This is a genomic window from Sphingomonas sp. URJC2, assembly GCF_059803575.1.
In genome coordinates, this window is record NZ_JAPFGX010000009.1 from 49,113 (window position 1) to 67,382 (window position 18,270).

General features: G+C 67.1%; 16 protein-coding genes. 4 read left to right on the plus strand and 12 right to left on the minus strand.

Annotation, left to right across the window (positions count from 1 at the left end):
• Positions 1-29: 29 nt before the first annotated feature.
• From OPU66_RS05660 to ahcY, 3 genes are all read left to right on the plus strand, one after another.
• Complete coding sequence (locus OPU66_RS05660; protein ID WP_498552635.1) at positions 30-611, plus strand: GNAT family N-acetyltransferase; 582 nt, start codon at positions 30-32, stop codon at positions 609-611.
• A 90-nt stretch (positions 612-701) separates the two neighbouring features.
• Positions 702-1,205 carry a hypothetical protein gene (locus tag OPU66_RS05665; protein ID WP_498552636.1) on the plus strand — a complete coding sequence of 168 codons (504 nt, stop codon included), beginning with the start codon at positions 702-704 and terminating at the stop codon, positions 1,203-1,205.
• Between the two features lie 253 nt (positions 1,206-1,458).
• Entirely contained in the window at positions 1,459-2,931 is a 1,473-nt protein-coding gene (gene ahcY, locus OPU66_RS05670; RefSeq protein ID WP_498552663.1) for an adenosylhomocysteinase, read from the plus strand.
• Positions 2,932-3,232: 301 nt separating this feature from the next.
• On the opposite strand, the gene OPU66_RS05675 is transcribed toward ahcY, so the two are convergent.
• From OPU66_RS05675 to OPU66_RS05705, 7 genes are all read right to left on the minus strand, one after another.
• Positions 3,233-3,430 (minus strand): hypothetical protein, encoded by a 198-nt coding sequence (locus OPU66_RS05675; protein ID WP_498552637.1) that lies wholly within the window; start codon positions 3,428-3,430, stop codon positions 3,233-3,235.
• 276 nt (positions 3,431-3,706) lie between these two features.
• Positions 3,707-3,874 carry a hypothetical protein gene (locus OPU66_RS05680; protein ID WP_498552638.1) on the minus strand — a complete coding sequence of 56 codons (168 nt, stop codon included), beginning with the start codon at positions 3,872-3,874 and terminating at the stop codon, positions 3,707-3,709.
• 140 nt (positions 3,875-4,014) lie between these two features.
• Positions 4,015-5,229, minus strand: a complete 1,215-nt coding sequence (locus OPU66_RS05685; RefSeq protein WP_498552639.1) for an acetyl-CoA C-acetyltransferase — start codon at positions 5,227-5,229, stop codon at positions 4,015-4,017.
• Positions 5,230-5,361: 132 nt separating this feature from the next.
• Positions 5,362-6,816, minus strand: coding sequence for a TolC family protein (locus OPU66_RS05690; protein WP_498552640.1), 1,455 nt, complete (start codon positions 6,814-6,816; stop codon positions 5,362-5,364).
• A gap of 13 nt (positions 6,817-6,829) precedes the next feature.
• Positions 6,830-7,894 carry an efflux RND transporter periplasmic adaptor subunit gene (locus tag OPU66_RS05695; protein ID WP_498552641.1) on the minus strand — a complete coding sequence of 355 codons (1,065 nt, stop codon included), beginning with the start codon at positions 7,892-7,894 and terminating at the stop codon, positions 6,830-6,832.
• Positions 7,894-9,594, minus strand: coding sequence for an ABC transporter transmembrane domain-containing protein (locus OPU66_RS05700; RefSeq protein WP_498552642.1), 1,701 nt, complete (start codon positions 9,592-9,594; stop codon positions 7,894-7,896). Before OPU66_RS05700 ends, OPU66_RS05695 begins: the two co-directional genes overlap by 1 nt.
• Positions 9,595-9,689: 95 nt before the next feature.
• Positions 9,690-10,601, minus strand: coding sequence for a hydrogen peroxide-inducible genes activator (locus OPU66_RS05705; RefSeq protein ID WP_498552643.1), 912 nt, complete (start codon positions 10,599-10,601; stop codon positions 9,690-9,692).
• Between the two features lie 52 nt (positions 10,602-10,653).
• On the opposite strand from OPU66_RS05705, the gene pepN reads away from it, so the two are divergent.
• Positions 10,654-13,242: an aminopeptidase N gene (gene pepN, locus OPU66_RS05710; RefSeq protein WP_498552644.1), complete on the plus strand. Its 2,589-nt coding sequence runs from the start codon at positions 10,654-10,656 to the stop codon at positions 13,240-13,242.
• Positions 13,243-13,267: 25 nt separating this feature from the next.
• Here the strand turns inward: pepN and OPU66_RS05715 are convergent, their stop codons facing one another.
• The 5 genes from OPU66_RS05715 to OPU66_RS05735 form a co-directional block, all read right to left on the minus strand.
• Entirely contained in the window at positions 13,268-13,876 is a 609-nt protein-coding gene (locus tag OPU66_RS05715) for an ABC-type transport auxiliary lipoprotein family protein (RefSeq protein ID WP_498552645.1), read from the minus strand.
• A gap of 4 nt (positions 13,877-13,880) precedes the next feature.
• Positions 13,881-14,822 (minus strand): MlaD family protein, encoded by a 942-nt coding sequence (locus OPU66_RS05720; RefSeq protein ID WP_498552646.1) that lies wholly within the window; start codon positions 14,820-14,822, stop codon positions 13,881-13,883.
• Complete coding sequence (locus OPU66_RS05725; protein WP_498552647.1) at positions 14,822-15,643, minus strand: ABC transporter ATP-binding protein; 822 nt, start codon at positions 15,641-15,643, stop codon at positions 14,822-14,824. Before OPU66_RS05725 ends, OPU66_RS05720 begins: the two co-directional genes overlap by 1 nt.
• Positions 15,640-16,815 (minus strand): MlaE family ABC transporter permease, encoded by a 1,176-nt coding sequence (locus OPU66_RS05730; RefSeq protein ID WP_498552648.1) that lies wholly within the window; start codon positions 16,813-16,815, stop codon positions 15,640-15,642. The genes OPU66_RS05725 and OPU66_RS05730 overlap by 4 nt, the downstream gene beginning before the upstream one ends.
• A 98-nt stretch (positions 16,816-16,913) precedes the next feature.
• Positions 16,914-18,227 (minus strand): cystathionine gamma-synthase family protein, encoded by a 1,314-nt coding sequence (locus OPU66_RS05735; RefSeq protein ID WP_498552649.1) that lies wholly within the window; start codon positions 18,225-18,227, stop codon positions 16,914-16,916.
• Between the last annotated feature and the right edge of the window lie 43 nt (positions 18,228-18,270).

An 18,270-nucleotide genomic window follows, 5' to 3' on the forward strand; every position in this document is an offset into this window, starting at 1 on the left:
GCTCAAATGCCACAGTGATCGGAACCCTGATGCCAGATGCCGCCCCGGAAATCCTGACCGACCGGTTGCGGTTGAGGGCGCATCGCCGGGAAGATGCCGAAACGCTGATCGCGCTTTGGCGCGATCCAGTGGTGGTGCGCCATTTCGGCGGCCAGCCCATGGCCCCTGAAGACACGTGGAACCGGCTGCTGCGCTATATCGGCCATTGGCGGACCAACGGCTTTGGCATGTGGGTGGTCGAGGACCGCGAGACCGGCGCGGCGCTGGGCGAGGTCGGCCTGTTCGAGGGGCGGCGCGGGCTGGGCAGCCGGTTCGACAGCGCGCCCGAGGCGGGCTGGGTGCTGTGCCCGGCAGCCCACGGGCATGGCCATGCCCGCGCGGCGATGACGGCCGTGCTCGGCTGGGCGGAGGCGGAGCATCATTTTGCCCGCACCGTATGCATCATCGATCCTGCCAATGCCCCGTCGCTGGCGACGGCGGCAGCGCTTGGCTACCGGCCGTTCGGCACCTGCCCCTATAAGGGCAATGAGGTGCTGATGTTCGAGCGGGCCGCCGCCGCGCTGGCACCAGTTGCGCCGCCCCCCGGCCAATCGTCGCCAGCCCCGGCTTAACCATTTCTTTTCACATTCTGGCCGATCCTCCCGCTCCAGTCTGGCGGTGGGCCGCGCTCATGCGGCTCCGGTTGTCGAAAGGATCGGTCGATGACATTTTTCGCCAAAGGGGCTGCGCTGTTCGCCGCCGCCGCCGCACTTGCCGCACCTGTCGAGGCAGCGTGCTGGAGCGATGCCGCCTATCGCGCCGCGCAGGTGCGCGAACTGGACACGATGCTGATGGTCGAAGCGCTGCGCTGCCGCCGCGCCGCGCCCGATTTCGTGTCGGATTACAATGCGTTCGTGCAGCACAGCCGCCCGGCGCTGGTGCGGGTGAATGACGAGCTGCGCCAGCATTTCGCCGCCAATGTCGGCGCGGCGCGCGCGCTCGATGCCTATGACCGCTATGTCACCACGGTCGCCAATCGTTACGGTGCGGGCGTGTCGGGGCTGGGCTGCGACGACATGCGCAACATCCTGCGCGCGGCCGCCGGTGCCAAGGGCGCATTGCCGGCGCTGATCGAACTGGCCGAGGCGGCCGATATGCAGCCGGCGCTGCCGGGCGCACGCTGCACCGGCCCTGCCGCACCGCTGGCCATCGCATCGCGGCGTTAAGCCGCGAGCGCAAGCAGGGGACCCCGTCGCGGCGTTGAGCCGCGAGCGCAAGCAGGGGACCCCGTCGCGGCGTTAAGCCGCGAGCGCAAGCAGGGGCCTCCATAGCGGCGTTAAGCCGCGCGCGTGGCGGGGACCGACCGGCAAGCTTTCATTTACCCTCTTTTCCGCCATCTCCGCCCTGTCGATCCGGGGAGAATGGCGGATATAAAGGATTCTTTATATTTGCCTTGAGCGGGTGCTGACGCTAAGGGCGATGCCATCCGGCCGGCCGCATTTCCGCAGCCGGCCGCGTTTTTTCGTTTGCCGGAGAAGAACCGTCGTGGCCACTCAACTCGACCCCAAGGATTATGTCGTCGCCGATCTCAGCCTGGCCGCGTTCGGCCGCAAGGAGATCGAGATCGCCGAGACGGAAATGCCCGGCCTGATGGCGCTGCGCGCCGAATATGGCGCTGAGCAGCCGCTCAAGGGCGCGCGCATCACCGGCTCGCTGCACATGACCATCCAGACGGCGGTGCTCATCGAAACGCTGACCGCGCTGGGCGCCGAAGTGCGCTGGGCGTCGTGCAACATCTTCTCCACCCAGGATCATGCCGCCGCCGCCATCGCCGCGTCGGGCGTGCCGGTGTTCGCCGTGAAGGGCGAAACGCTCGAGGAATATTGGGACTATGTCGTCCGCATCTTCGACTGGGGTCAGGACACGACCTGCAACATGATCCTCGACGATGGCGGCGACGCCACGATGTTCGCGCTGTGGGGCGCGCGCGTCGAAGCCGGCGAGACGCTGTTCACGCCGACCAACGAGGAAGAGGAAATCTTCTGCGCGACGCTCAAGCGCTTCCTGGCCGAGCGTCCGGGCTATCTGACCAAGACCGTCCAGAACATCCGCGGCGTGTCGGAAGAAACCACCACCGGGGTCCACCGGCTCTATGAACTCGCCAAGACCGGCAAGCTTCCCTTCCCGGCGATCAACGTCAATGATTCGGTCACCAAGTCGAAGTTCGACAATCTTTATGGCTGCAAGGAATCGCTGGTCGACGCGATCCGCCGCGCGACCGACGTGATGCTGGCCGGCAAGGTCGCCGTGGTCGCCGGCTTTGGCGATGTCGGCAAGGGGTCGGCCGCGTCGCTGCGCAATGGCGGCGCGCGCGTGCTCGTCACCGAAATCGATCCGATCTGCGCGCTGCAGGCGGCGATGGAAGGCTATGAAGTCGTCACCATGGAAGAAGCGGCGACCCGCGCCGACATCTTCGTCACCGCGACCGGCAACAAGGATGTGATCACGCTCGATCACATGCGCGCGATGAAGAACATGGCGATCGTCTGCAACATCGGCCATTTCGACAGCGAGATCCAGATCGGCGCGCTCGCCAACATGAAGTGGACCGAGATCAAGCCGCAGGTCGACGAGGTCGAGTTCCCGGATGCCAAGAAGATCATCGTCCTGTCGAAGGGCCGTCTGGTCAATCTCGGCAACGCGACCGGCCATCCGAGCTTCGTCATGTCGTCGAGCTTCACCAACCAGACGATCGCCCAGATCGAGCTGTGGAAGAACCACGCGCAGTACAAGAACGAAGTCTATGTCCTGCCCAAGCATCTCGATGAAAAGGTCGCGATGCTGCATCTGGAAAAGCTGGGCGTGAAGCTGACCAAGCTCAATCCGGAACAGGCCGCCTATATCGGCGTCGGTGCCGAAGGGCCGTTCAAGCCGGATCATTATCGCTACTGATTGGCAGACTGCCCGACCCGCTGCGTGGCAGCGGGCGGGGTTCGAAAGATGCCGGGTCAGCCTGTGCTGGCCCGGCATTTTTCATGCGCGGCTTGGCATCGTTCGCGGCGATGTCCCCGTCGCGGCGCTGGGGCTGGCGGCGGATCGGTCAGCTCTGGCCGATCGGTCTTGCGGGGTGGTTTGACAGCGCGGTCCGGGGCGTCACCGGCTGAAGATTGCTGCGGCCTGAGGTGGGCGGCTGGCTGCATGCTGCCGGGGAGGATCGGCCGGGCGGGCGCGGGCGCAACCCGCCGCCATGCGCTCAGCCTTCGGTGCTGTCCGACGAGCTGCGCGACAGCGCGCGGGCCTCCCAATTGGCGGCCTCGGCCTCATATTCGTCGGCCATCTGCAGCAGCAGCTGGATTTCGTCATGGGTCTTCAGCCCCGCCGCGAGCGCACGGCAGCGCAGCGCCTGTGCGCGCAGGCTTTCGCTGTGGTCAAGCAGCGCCGATACCCACATGACTCGCGACCAACTCCACCCCTGCGGCCTGTCTGCATAAACAGGCCTGTCGTTATTAGTTTAACGTCAGCACGGGGAAAGGATTTATTCCGTATATATACCTATTGTATAGACAAATGGGGTGGGCGGGAGATGGATGGCGCTGACCCCAGTTGATGCCGGGGCTGGCCCGTTAACCCAACACTAAACGCCGGATAGAAATGGTAACCCGGCCGGTAATGATGGTCTTGCGGGCAAGATGTGATGAATATGGTTGCCGTCAGTCAGGCGGCGGTTTCAGCGCGTTTGTCTTCGCGCATATTTGACATCGCCGCTGTCAGCAGCATCGGCCTGAAGGTCGTACTCATCGGCCATATGCTCAAGCAGTTCGATATCGGACTGGTTGGTCATGTTGCTCGCCAGCGTCCGGCAGCGCCGGGCCTGGGCGGCAGGATTTTCGGTCATATCCTCTGGTGAAGGCATGGCTGCGGCACCCCCAATGTTCATTACGAACCCGAAATGAAACGCGCACAGTTAATCGCCGACCTGCGATGCATAACATGGATCGTAGGAAAAGTATAGGGGGATGCCGCAGCTGTTTTGATTCAGTCGACGACGCGCTCGAAAACCGCCGCAATTCCCTGGCCGCCGCCGATGCACATTGTTTCAAGCCCGAAGCGCGCTTCGCGACGGTCCATTTCCCGCAACAGCGTGGCCAGAATCCTGCCACCGGTCGCGCCGACCGGATGGCCGAGCGAAATGCCCGAGCCATTGACATTCATCCGGTCGAAATCGGCGGTGCCAAAACCCCATTCGCGGGTGCAGGCCAGCACCTGCGCGGCAAAGGCCTCGTTCAGCTCGATCAGATCGATCTGGGACAGGTCCAGTCCCGCGGCCGCCAGCGCCTTGGCGGTCGCCGGCACCGGGCCGATGCCCATGGTGCGCGGCGGCACGCCGGCCACCGCCCAGCTGCGCATCCGGGCAAGCGGCTTCAGCCCCAGCGCCTCGGCCCGGTCGCGCGTCGTGACGATCGCTGCCGATGCGCCGTCATTCTGGCCGCTGGCATTGCCGGCCGTCACGCTTGCCGCCGGATCCTCGGCCAGCCGGACGGGCTTGAGCGCCGCCAGCGTTTCGGCGGTGGTGTCGGCGCGCGGATGTTCGTCGCGCGTCACCAGCGTCTCCCCCGCCTTGGTGCGCACGGCGACCGGCACGATTTCGTCGGCAAAGCGGCCATCGGCCTGCGCGGCGACCGCGCGGGCATGGGAGCGGGCGGCATATTCATCCTGCTCGGCGCGCGGAATGCCATATTCATGGGCCAGATTCTCGGCCGTTTCCAGCATGCCGCCCGGCACCGGATAATGGCGGCCGCCCGCGGTCAGCCGCCCGCGCACCAGCCCGTCCTGAATGGCGAGCGCGCGGCCATTGACGCCCCAGCGCGCATCATGGGTGAAGAACGGCGCGTTGCTCATCGATTCCGCGCCGCCCGCGATGATCAGATCGGATGCGCCCATCGCGACCTGCATGACCGCATAGGCAATCGCCTGCAGCCCCGAGCCGCAGCGCCGGTCGACCTGCAACCCGCAGGTGGTGATCGCCAGCCCGGCATCGAGCGCGACGACGCGGCCCAAGGCAGGCGCTTCCATCGAGGGATAGCATTGCGCGAACAGCACATCGTCGACGGCATCGGGGGCCAGCCCCGCCCGCTCGACCAGCGCGGCGACCACGGTTGCGCCCAGCCGCTCTGCCGGCACCCCGCGAAACACCCCGCCGAACCGGCCGACCGCTGTCCGCACCGGCTCGCAAATCACCACGTCGCGCATCGTCTCTCCCTTTTGTGTTTTTCACCTGTCCGCCCGCTTTAGAGCGATTTGGGCGTCGGTGGAAACAGCCCGCCGCCGGTAAAATGCGGCAGGCGGACGGCAGGGGGAGAGGGCGCGGGCGGCCCGGCGCGGTCAGAGCTTCAGGACGGTCGCGTCGGCGGTTGCCGCCGCCATGTCGGCATGGGCCTGAATCTGGCGGGCGAGCGCGTCGATCCGCCGGATCTGGGCGTCGGCAGCGGCTTCCTCGCGCAGATTGACGACGAAAAAGTCGGTCGCCCCCATGTCGAACCGCCGCCGTTCGGCCACCGCCATCGCGCTTGCGCGGTCGGCCTCCTCGGTCGCCAGCCCGGCGATGCGCGCCGATGCGCCGATGGCGATGCCGATGGCGTCGATCTGCGCGACAATCTGTTCGCCCAGCGCCTGACCGCGCCGCCGGAACGCGTCGATTTCGGCCTCGGTCTGCATCAGCCGGCCGCGCGCCGCCCGGTTCTGTAGCGGCACGCGCAGCGTGAGGCCGAGCTTGCTCTCGGTGCCGTCGAACGAGCGCCCGCCGGCACCGATCTCGCCAATGTCGCGCGACACCTCGACCGCGACGTCGAGCCGGGGCAGCAGCTGGTTGCGGTCCAGCGCCAGCCGCTCGCGCGCCAGGCTCAGCCGCAGCTCCAGATTGCGCAGGTCGGGCCGCTGAACGAGGCCCGAGCGCGGATCGACCGGCAGCGGCAGGGGGGTGGGCAAGGTGTCGGGCAGCCGCGCGGTGTCGGCCAGCATCGGCCGACCATCGCTATCGCGCCAGAACAGCGACAGATTGTTGGCTGCCACCGCTAGCGCCTGTTCAGCCTGGGTGACGAAGGACTTGCGCCTGAGGATATTCTGTTCGTTCTCGGTCAGGATGATCCGCGGCCGCAGCCCTTCGGCGACCGCGCGCTGGAAACCGCGCTGCCGTTCCTCGGCCAGCGCGAGCAGATCGCGGAACACGCGCAGTCGCTGCCCGGCCACCACCCAGGCGTTATAGGCCTCGATCGCCCGCGCCTGCACGCCGATGGCGATCATCAGCCGTTCGGCATCGGCCAGCTCGATCTCGCCCTCGGCCAGTGTGCGGCCGAAGCGGCGTTCGTCGATGATCCGGTCGCGCAGCAGCGCGAACACCGCCCCGACCTTGAACTCGCCCAGCTCGTTGGTGAACTTCTCGTTCTCATAGGTCGGGAAGCGGCCGCCCGACACGCGGTAGCTGCCATAGACATTGCCGCCATTGGTCTGGAGCGGCTGGGTGAGTTTCGATTCCAGATAGCGGCCGTCGTAAAAGCCCGACAGCCTGGTGTCGGCGCTGGCGGCGAACAGCGTGTCGAACGCGCCTTCGACCGACAGCCGCCGCCCTTCGGCGACGCGCACCCGCGCCAGCGCCTCCAGAATCTGCGGCTGGTGCTGGCGCGATGCCTCCAGCACCGCGTCCAGCGTCAGCGGCCCGCTGGCAGGGGGCGGCGTGACCGGCCCGGCCGCGACCGGCGGCAGCGGCGCGATCATCTGCGCGGCGGCCGGGGCGGCGGCCAGAACAGCCGCCAGCGCACCGGTGAGCAACCACAGCCGCACAGGGCGGGGAGGGTTATTTCGCCTCATCGGTCTCGTCCGCCGTGCCGCGGGCCACATCCATGATATTGTCGCCCGGCCGCTGGAACTGGAGCGGGAAGTCATTGAGCAGCCGCCACAGTTCGAACCCGACCTTGACCGTGTCCATCATCACCCAGCCGCGCACCTTGGCACCCAGCCGGACGAACGGCTCGCGCGGCCAGGGCTGGCGGTCCGGCGCTTCCTCGACGAGCACGCGGAACAGGCCGTTGGGCGAGGCATTGACGTCGAGCGCGAACACCCGGCCATCGAACATGCCCTGCGCGACCGACGGCCAGCCGCTGAACTGGATCGCCGGCCAGCCTTCAAACTCCAGCCGCACCCGCCGCCCCGGCCGCACCAGCGGCACGTCGCGGCCGTCGATGTAAAGCTCGACGACGCGCGGGCTGTTTTCGACGGCAAAGGTCGCCAGCACCTCGCCGGCCTTGACCATCGTCGCATTGTCCGCGCCGAGGATCTTCATCACCCGCCCGTCGCGCGGCGCGCGCACGATCTGCACCGCCTGGCGGTTGAGTTTGATGTCGATGCTGTTCAGCGCCGCCTGCTTTTCGGCGATCTTTGCCTGATAATCGGCCACCTTGATCTGCGCGAGTTCATAGTCGCGCCGCGCCATCAGGCCCTCGCGGTAGAGCTGGCCCATGCGGTTCACGTCAAGCTGGGCGACGCGCATCGCCTGCTGCGCGGCGGCGATCTCGGCCTCGGCCTGGCGGCGCTCGGCGCGGATGCGGTCGAGCAGCAGCGGGTCATTGTCGACGATCTGGACGATCGGATCGCCCTTTTTCACCAGCTGCGCGTCCTTGACGAACCAGCGTTCGACCCGGCCGGGCACCAGCGCGGTGATGTTCTGCACGCGGTCGCGCGGATCGAGCGCGATCACCGTGCCCACGCCCTGCGCGGTCTGCACCCAGGGAACGGTGAGCATGAAGATGATGCTGCCGACGATCCCGATCATCAGCATGATGCCCAGGTTGCGCATCGGCCGCGGCACGCCGATGCGGCCCAGCGTCGTGAAATGGCTCAGATGCTCAGCGCGAAACGGCATCAGCGGTCCTCCATCGCGCCGGCACGCAGCGCATCAAATGTCGCCCGGTCGGCCGTGATCACCTGCTCGGTCCGGCCGAGCCACAGAAACCCGTCCAGCGCGACCTGTTCGGGGCGGTTCGAGAAATAGATCAGCGTCACCGGCTTGTCGCGCAGATGCGCGAACACCCGCTCCAGCCGCTCGACCGGCATCATGTCGTACAGGCCCGACAGCACGAGGATGCGCGGCTCGGACAGCAGCGCGCCGGCCAGCTTGAGCTGCATCGTCTCCTCGATCGACAGCGGCCAGCCGGTCGAGGACAGCAGCGTGTCCATGCCCTGCGGCATTTCGGCGATACGCTGGTCAAGGCCGACAAGCTTGAGCATCTCCATCGTGTGCACCGGATCGCGGGGCGCGCGCGACAGGCCCAGATAGTCGCGGATCGTGCTTTCGACGATCGTCGGCCGGTTGAGGACGATCACCTCGCTGCGCAGCTGGTAGATGTCGAAATCGTTGATGTCGGCACCGCCCACGGTGATCATGCCGCCCAAAGGCGTGAAATGATGCTTGAGCAGGCTGGAAAACTGCCGTTCCATCCCCGCCGCCGCCGCCGCGACCAGCCGGCTGGCGGGCGTGATTTCAAGCTCGAGCCGCGCCTCGGTGTTGCCGAGATCGACCCGGACACCGCGAAAGGCGAGCGCGCCCGAGGGCGGCCGTTCACGGGCGAACCGGTCGGGGATGCGTTCCTGCGGAATGTCGCGGAACAGCGACAGCTCCTCCAGCCCGGCGACGAGATCGTAGAAACTGTCGAGATAGGGGCCGAGCGAGGCGGCACCGTAGAAAATCCCCGACATGATCAGTTCGGCCGCGACCAGCTGGCCGATCGACAGCTGGTTCTGGATGACCAGCCAGCCGCCGAGCGCGAGCAGACCCGCGCTTGCCACTGCATAGAGGACCAGCAGCGCCACCGCCTGCGGAAAGGCGTAATGGAAATGCCGGCGATGCGCAGCGACATAGGCGGCAGTGCGCGTTTCGGTCTGGTCCATCGCATAATCGAGATGACGGCTCGATTTGTAGAAGCCGTTCGATCCGCCCAGGCTTTCGAGCCAGTGGGCGAGCGCATATTTCTTGTGGCTTAGTTCGACGACCGAGGTCATCGCCCCGCGCGCCCAGAGCTGCCAGATCACCCACAGCAGCAGGATGAACAGCAGGTTGAAGGCCAGAAAGAACGGGTGGTAAAACGCGGTCACGATGAACCCGACCGTCGATTGCAGCACGATGGTGAAGCCGCCGATCAGCAGCGACGGCATCGATTTCTGCATCGTGACGATGTCGAAATAGCGGTTGAACAGATCGTCGCGCCGCTCATCGGCGAAATAGGGGTTTTGCGCGTGCACCGCGCGCAGCGTGATGTCCGCCACCATCCGCGCCATGAACCGCCGCCGGAACAGTTCCATAATGTATTTGGCGAGCGACCCGAGCAGTGCCGAGATCAGCAGCAGCGCCAGCAGCACCAGCGCCAGCGTGAACAGCGGCACCGGCAAGGCGAGATTGGCGATCGAGTTGATCAGCAGCTGGACCGAGATCGGGATGGCGAGCGACAGCAGGCCGACGCCGATGCCATAGATGATCACCAGCGAGAAATACGGGTTTTCCGGACCCAATATGGGCCTTGCCCAGCGGATCACGTCGCTCAGTCGAACAGTCGTCGGTGCGGCCATTATGTTTCCCGGGGCGAAAAAGGATCGCGTCAGCTAGCGATCCCGCGTGATCGGTTCAAATCGCAAATTATTGCCGATATGATAGGTAAATCCTATCATGTCATCACCTCACCAATCGCCGTAACGATATCGGCGAGCCGCTGAAAGGCCGTTGCGCGTCCGGCGCTGCGCCGCCAGACCAGCCCGAGGTCGCGATAGAGCGGCCCCCACGCAAGGGGGCGGGTCGTCACATCGTCGGTGTCGCGGATCTCCGAGCGCACATACAACGCCGGCAGCAGCGCCAGGCCCATGCCCATGCCCGCCATCTGGCGAACGGCATCAAGGCTGGTGCCTTCATAATCGCGCAGCACGACGGCGCCCACCTGTTCGCCGAGCGCGCGGATCTGGTCGGTCAGCCGGTATTGCGGCGACAGCGTCAGCAGCTCGCGCCCGGCCAGCATCTCGGGTGCGATCTCGTCATGCACGGTCAGCGGATCATCGGTCGCCATGGTCAGGATCAGCGGCTCGCGGAACAGCCTGTGGACGACGAAATCGTCGCCGCGGATCGGCAGCTGGGCGAGCAGCACGTCATGCGTTCCGATGGCCAGATCGCGCAGCAGCTCGTCGGGATTGCCCTCGCGCACATGCAGCCTCAGCCCCGGATGGTCGCGGTGCAGCCGGGCGACGACCTGCGGCATCAGATAGGGGCCGGTGGTGGGCGACGCGCCGAACCGGATGGTGCCGGTCAGCCCGTCGGGATCGGCCAGCGCCACGTCCGCCAGCCCGCGGACATCGGCCAGGATGGTCCGCGCGCGGGCCAGAATCTCGCGGCCGATCGGGGTCAGGAATGATGCGCTGCTGCCGCGTTCGACCAGCGGGCGGCCCAGCTGCGCCTCGAGCAGCTGGATCTGCGCGGACAGCGATGGCTGGCTGACGCCGATCCGCTCGGCGGCGCGGCGGAACGATCCGGCCGCGGCCAGCTCGGCGAAATAATGCAGCTGACGAATGGTGACGCCTGGGATGGCCATGATCCCCCCGATTGGGCTTTCATCGCTGATGGCCCCGCATTAGGGCAGGGACATGGCCGATGTCCAACGCCCCGATGCCGCCCCGCCGCCGATCGTTCGCCGCGAGGATTATGCCCCGCCCGCCTGGCGGGTTCCCGAGGTCGCGCTCGACTTCATGCTGGGTGCCGACGAGACCTGGGTGCGCGCCACCCTGTCGGTTGTCCGCGCCGACTGCGGGGCCGGGGTGCCGCTCGCGCTCGATGGCGGCGGCCAGAAGCTGGTGTCGCTGCGCGTCGACGGCGTTGCGCAGAGCTGGCGGACCGAGGGCGAGCGCGTCCTCATCGATCTGCCCGGCAATGCCCACCGGATCGAGACCGAATGCGTCATCCACCCGGCGACCAACACCCAGCTGATGGGGCTTTACGCCTCGGGCGGGTTGCTGTGCACCCAGTGCGAGGCGGAAGGGTTTCGCCGCATCACCTTCTTCCCCGACCGGCCCGACATTCTCAGCCGCTATACGGTGCGGATGGAGGCCGACCGGGCGACCTATCCGGTGCTGCTTGCCAATGGCGACCGCATCAATGGCGGCGACCTGCCGGGCGGCCGCCACTGGGCGCAGTGGCGCGATCCGTTTCCCAAGCCCAGCTATCTGTTCGCGCTGGTCGCGGGCGATCTGGCGGTCAATCGCGACCGGTTCGTCACCCGGTCGGGGCGCGGCGTCGATCTGGGCATCTGGGTGCGCGAGGGCGATCTGCCGCGCACCGGCCATGCGATGGCGGCGCTCAAGGCGTCGATGGCGTGGGACGAGCGCGTCTATGGCCGCGAATATGATCTGAGCGTGTTCAACATCGTCGCGGTTGCCGATTTCAACTTCGGCGCGATGGAGAATAAGGGGCTCAACATCTTCAACTCGCGCTACATTCTGGCCGATCCCGAAACCGCGACCGATGCCGATTATGACGCGGTTGCCGGGGTCGTCGCGCATGAATATTTCCACAATTGGTCGGGCAATCGCGTCACCTGCCGCGACTGGTTCCAGCTGTCGCTGAAGGAAGGCTTCACCGTTTTCCGTGACCAGCAATTTTCCGCCGATCAGGGATCGGCGGCGGTCAAGCGGATCGAGGATGTCCGGCTGCTGCGCGCCGCCCAGTTTCCCGAGGATGGCGGGCCGCTTGCCCATCCGGTGCGCCCCGACAGCTATATCGAGATTTCCAACTTCTACACCGCGACCGTCTACAACAAGGGCGCCGAGCTTATTCGCATGATGGCGACCATGCTGGGCTGGGACCGGTTCCGGCGCGGCAGCGATCTGTATTTCGACCGCCATGACGGCGAGGCCGTGACCTGCGAGGATTTCGTCCGCGCGATCGAGGAGGGCGGGGGGATCGACCTGTCGCGCTTCCGCCTGTGGTACAGCCAGGCCGGCACCCCGCGCGTGACCGCCGCGCTCGACCATGACGGCAGCGGGGCGACGCTGCGGCTGAGCCAGAGCATGGCCCCGACGCCGGGCCAGCCGGTCAAGCAGCCCATGCCGATCCCGCTCAAGGTCGCGCTGTTCGGGGCCGAAAGCGGCCGCCGGCTGGCCGAGGAGCGGCTGATCGTGCTCGAAGACGCGGCGGACGAAATCCGCTTCGAGGGGCTGGCCGAACGCCCGGTGCTGTCGATCAATCGCGGCTTTTCCGCGCCGGTGATCGTCGAGACGGCGCGCTCGCCCGCCGATCTGGCGCTGCTGTCGGCGCATGATGACGATCCGTTCGCGCGTTACGAGGCGTTGCAGCAGCTGATGCTGGACACGATCCTTGCCGATCTGCGCGGCGGCACCGAGCACGCCCCGGTGATCGCCGCCGTACGCGACGTGCTTGGCGATGCGGGGCGCGATCCGGCCTTTGTCGCCGAAGCGGTGCTGCCGCCGAGCGAAGCCTTTGTCGGCGATCATCTGTCGGCAATCGATCCCGAGGCGGTGCACGCCGCGCGCGAACGGCTGCGCGCGGCGATTGGCGGCGCGCTGGTCGACGAATGGCGCGGGCTGCATGACCGGCTGAAGGCCGGGGCCTATGAATACACCCCGGCGGCCAAGGGCGCGCGGCGGCTGCGGACCATCGCGCTCAGCTATCTGTTCGCGGCCGGTGTTGACGATGCGGCGGGGCGCGCCTGGGCGCAGTTCGAGGCGTCGGACAACATGACCGACCGGCAGGGCGCGCTGGCCGCGCTCGCCAGCAGCGACGCGGCGGAACGGCCGCAGGCGCTGGCGACATTTTACGACCGCTATCGCGGCGATGCGCTGGTCATCGACAAATGGTTTTCTACCCAGGCGCTGTCGACCCGGGCGGATACGCTGGCGGCGGTGATCGCGCTTGCCGCGCATCCCGATTTCACGCTGGCCAATCCCAATCGCGTCCGCGCGCTGATCGGCGCGTTCGCCGCCAATCAGCGGGCCTTTCATCAGGCCGATGGGCAGGGCTATCGCTTCGTCGCCGACATGATCCTGGCGCTCGATCCGATCAACCCGCAAACGGCGGCGCGGATGGTGCCGCCCTTTGGCCGCTGGCGGCGCTTCGATGCCGGCCGGGCGGCGCTGATGACCGCCGAGCTCAACCGCATCCTTGCCGTGCCCGGCCTGTCGCGCGACGTGTTCGAACAGGCGAGCAAAAGCCTCGCCTGACCAGCGGGGTTCAGGGTCGGGCAATTCAGGGCCGGGCGGGCGCGCCCGGCTCGTCCTTCAGCCAGTCGGCGACCTGCCCGGCGAGATCATTGGCGGCGCGGTTGAGCGCCGGGCCGACGCTCTGGCCGTCAATCTGCCCGAGCGGCACGCGCGCGACGAACCGGCGGGTGCGCAGCCCGCTGGCCCCCATCGCCTCGGCGTCGAACTGCACGACCGCCGCCCGGCCTTCGCCATCGACGCCGAACTCGCTCAGCTGCCCGCCAAGGCGCAGGCCCGGATCGGCGGCAAACTGGCGCGGGTCGAGCACGGCGCGCCCGGTGCGTGTGGCGATCACCTCGCCCAGCAGGCGCCGGAACAGCCGGTTCGGCGGCTCCACCCATTGCGCATCCTTTACATAGGCGATTTCGGTCGCGCTCGCCTGCACCGGCACGCGCGTCGTTTGCAGTTTGGCCGGCACCAGCGGCATCATGATGGTGATCGCGGTTCCCGGCGCAACCGGCCCGCCCGGCCCGGCGGGGGCGGCCTCGGTCGCGGCCAGCGTCAGCAGCCGGGCAGGCGGATCTTCGCCCAGGCTGATGCAGCCGGCAAGGCCTGCGAACAGGGCAAGGGCGAGAAGCGGGCGCGTGGCGGTCATGCGGTCAGCGTCCTTCATAATCGGGGAGTTTGCGCGGCCCGACCAGCGATCCCGCGCCGCCGCGATTGAGCCGTTCGGCCACCCCGTTCAGCCCTTCGGACAAATCGCGCAGATCGCGGATCAGCAGGCCGATTTCGGGAATGGTGCGGGTGGAAAATGCCTGCAAGCCCGGCCGCGCATCGGCGATGGCGGCATCGACGCTGTCGAGCGTGCCGCGCGTGCGCGCCACCGTGCCGCGCAGTTCGGCGAGCAGCGGCCGGCCCTGTTCGTCGAGCAGCTGGTTGGTCGTGCCGGCCAGCCGCCCGATCTCCTCGGCGGCTTTGCCCGCCTGGGCGACGGCGATGCGCGTTTCGGCCAGCGTGGCGGCAATCTCCGGCCCGCGATCGGCAAGCGAGCCGGACAGCCGGTCGACATTGCGCAGGATGTTGCCGATCGATTTCTGGTTTTCGTCGGACAGCGTCTCGGTCAGCCTTTCGGTCAGGGTCGACAGCCGTTCGAGCAGCTGCGGCGCGGAGTTGAGCAGCGCGCCCAGCCCGCCCGGCTTGGTCGGGATCACCGGCGCGCCCGCAGGCCCGTTTTCGGTGATCGGCGGCGCGCCTTTTTTCGCGCCTTCAAGCAGCAGCGTCGACACGCCGGTAAAGCTGCCCTGAATGCTCGCGGTGGTGCCAAGCAGGATCGGCACATCCTCGGCAATCGAAATGCGGACGCGGACGAAATCGGGATCCTGTTTCCAGATGCGGATATCCTGCACCTGGCCGACCGGGACACCCGAAAAGCTGACCGCCGAGCCTTGTGCCAGCCCTTCGACCGATTGCTTGAAGAAGATGTCGTAGACCTTGCGCCCGCCATCCGACACGCGCGCCAGCCAGATCGTGAAAATGGCAACCGCGAGCAGCAGGATCAGCACGACCGAACCGACCAGGATATGGTTGGACCGGGTTTCCATCAGCCTTTGTCCTTATCCCGAGCATGTTCGCCGCCGCCGGCCGGGTGCGCGGCCATTGCCGATGCCGCCTGCCGCCCGCGCGGGCCGTTGAAATAGTCCTGGATCCACGGATGGTCCAATGCCAGCAACTCCGCGATCGTTCCAACCGCGATCACATGCCGGTCGGCGATGACCGCGACGCGGTCGCAGATTGCATAGAGCGTGTCGAGATCATGGGTGATCAGGAATACGGTCAGCCCCAGCGTGTCGCGCAGCGACAGGGTCAACTCGTCGAACCGCGCCGCGCCGATCGGGTCCAGCCCCGCCGTCGGCTCGTCGAGGAACAGCAGCTCCGGATCGAGCGCAAGGGCACGCGCCAGCCCGGCGCGTTTCTTCATGCCGCCCGACAGCTCGGCCGGATATTTCGGCCCCGCCTCGGGCGACAGGCCCGACATGACGATCTTGTAGGCGGCGATCTCGTCGAGCAGCTGCGGGCTCAGCCCCGGATAGAATTCGCGGAGCGGCAGCTGGATGTTCTCCGCGACCGTCAGCGTCGAAAACAGCGCCCCGCCCTGGAACAGCACGCCCCAGCGCTTGCGGATGTCGAGCAGCGCCTCGTCGCCCGCGCCCCTGACCGGCACGCCCAGCACCTCGATCTCGCCGGCTTCGGGCTGCTGCAAACCGATGATCGAGCGCATCAGCACCGATTTGCCGGTGCCCGAGCCGCCGACCACGCCCAGTATCTCGCCGCGCCGCACATCGAGATCGAGCGCATCATGCACGACCTGCGGCCCGAACGCGTTGCGTAGCCCCCTGACCGAAATGACCGGCGCGCCGCTCATATCCAGCCGATCCGTTCGAAGAACACCGCGAAAAACGCATCGAGGACGATGACGAGGAAGATCGCCTGCACGACGGCGGCGGTCGTGCGCAGGCCGACCTGTTCGGCATCGCCCTTGACCTGCATCCCCTGAAAACAGCCGGTCAGCGCGATGATCGCGCCGAACACCGGGGCCTTGACCAGCCCGACCCACAGATCGGTCATCGGCACCACCTCGCGCAGCCGCTGGACGAAGGTGATCGGCGGAATGTCGAGCGACACCCAGCAGAACAGCCCGCCGCCGATGATCGCGACGACCGACGAATAAAAGCCGAGCAGCGGCATCATCACCACCGCCGCCAGCACGCGCGGCAGCACCAGCGCCTCCATCGGCGACACGCCGATGGTGCGCATCGCATCGACCTCTTCGGTCAGCTTCATCGTGCCGAGCTGCGCGGCAAAGGCCGAGCCGGAGCGCCCGGCGACCATGATCGCGGTCATCAGCACGCCCAGTTCGCGTAAGGTGATGCGGCCGATCAGGTTGATGGTCAGGAACTCGGCACCGAATTGCGCCAGCTGCACCGAACCCTGCTGGGCGATGACGATGCCGATCAGCACGCTCATCAGCCCGATAATGCCAAGCGCGGCGACGCCCACCACCTCGAACCGCTGGACCACGGCATGCCAGCGGAACCGGCGCGGGTGGCGCAGCACCGATCCCGCCGCCGCGACCATCGCCCCGAAAAAGGCGAGCAGGCCGAGCAGCGTCCGTCCCGCCTGTGCGGTCGCCGTGCCGATTTCCTCCAGCACGCGGAAAAAGGGCGGCAGCGGATCGGGGCGGCATTTGACCGGCTGATGCGCCTGCGCGACCGTTTCGATCAGCCGCGCGGCATCCGCGGCCGCGCCAGTGACGGCCGCACCGCGCGCCGCGGCAAAACGGTGCGCGACCCAGGCCCCGACCGTGTCGGTCCGGCTGACGCCCGCCATATCGACGTGCGCGACCTGCCCGGCGACCGTCTCCAGCCGCTCGGGCAGGTCACCCAGCCCGGCCAGCGTCAGCGCGCCGTGCAGCCGCACGATCAGGCCATCGGCCGCCTCGACAAGGTCGAAGCCCGCCGGATCGGCATCGCTGGGCAGGTCCGGCCCGGCTTGCCGGTCTGAACCATCGGGTGCTGGATCGGCTGGCGCGTTCATCTTGCCTCTAGTCGGTCAATATGCCTGCCGGGGCAAGATCGTTCCCCCTCTGGCGCCGGCAATGCATCGGGCAATGCATTGCCGGCCCGGACGCATGATCAGATCGCCGCCAGTGCCTGATCGAAATCGGCGATCAGATCGTCGGGATCCTCGACCCCGATCGAGATTCGGACCAGATTGTCAGTGATGCCCAGCGCCTGTTTGCGCTCCTCGGGCACCGACAGATGCGTCATGCCCGCCGGATGGCTGGCCAGCGTCTCGGTGCCGCCCAGGCTGACCGCGAGCTTGGCGATCTTGAGCGCATCGAGGAAGCGGAACGCCTCCGCCTCGCCGCCCTTCAGGAACAGCGAGAAGGTCGATCCTGCGCCCGTGCAGTGCCGCTTGTAGATATCGGCCTGCCGGTCGCCCTCCAGAAAGCCCAGATAGCCGACATGGTCGACCTTGGGATGGTCGCGCAGGAACGCGCACACCCGCGCCGCATTCTCGCCAGCCCGCGTCATCCGCAGCTCCAGCGTTTCAAGGCTGCGCAGCAGCATCCATGCGGTGTTGGGATCGGTGATCGTGCCGATGGTGTTGCGCATCATGCGGATGGGATCGATCAGCGCCTTGCGGCCCAGCACGCCGCCCGCGACCAGATCGCTGTGGCCGCCGGCATATTTGGTCAGCGAATAGACGACCAGATCGGCCCCGTGCTTGAGCGGCTGGTGCCAGAGCGGGCCCAGAAACGTGTTGTCGATGGCAATCGGCGGCGCATCCGGCCCGGTGCCGAAAATCGCATCGCGGCTGGCCCTGACCGCTTCGACATCGACCAGTGCATTGGTCGGGTTGGCCGGGCTTTCCAGATAGATAAGGGCAACGCGGCCGGTTGCCGCCTTGCTCAGCACGGCGTCGATCTCGGCCCGCGTCGCGCCGGCCGGGAAATCGAGGAAATGCACGCCGAACCGGCCGAGCACGCGGGCGATCAGCGTTTCGGTCGCCGCATAGAGCGGGCCGGAATGGACGATGGTGTCGCCGGGGCGCACCATCGACAGGAACAGCGTGGCAATCGCCGACATGCCCGAGGAGAAGGTCAGCGCCTCTTCGGCATCTTCCCACACGCTCAGCCGGTCTTCGAGGATTTCCTGATTGGGACCGTTGAAGCGCGAATAGACCAGCCCTTCCGCGCCGCCCGGGCGCTTGCCGGTCACGCCCTCGAAATGGCGTTTGCCGGCGGCGGCATTCTCGAACACGAAGGTCGAGGTGAGGAAGATCGGCGGCTTGAGCGAGCCTTCCGACAGCATCGGGTCATAGCCATGGCCCATCATCAGCGTCGACGGCTTGAGCTTGCGGCCGTTGATGGTGTCGATCGGCGGCTTGGGCTTGCGGCGCGGCGTCGCGCCGGACAGTTCGGCTTCGGTTTCGGTGGCGGACATGGGATTCGTCTCCAAGGCGGATGTCTGTTGTTGCCCGCGCTTT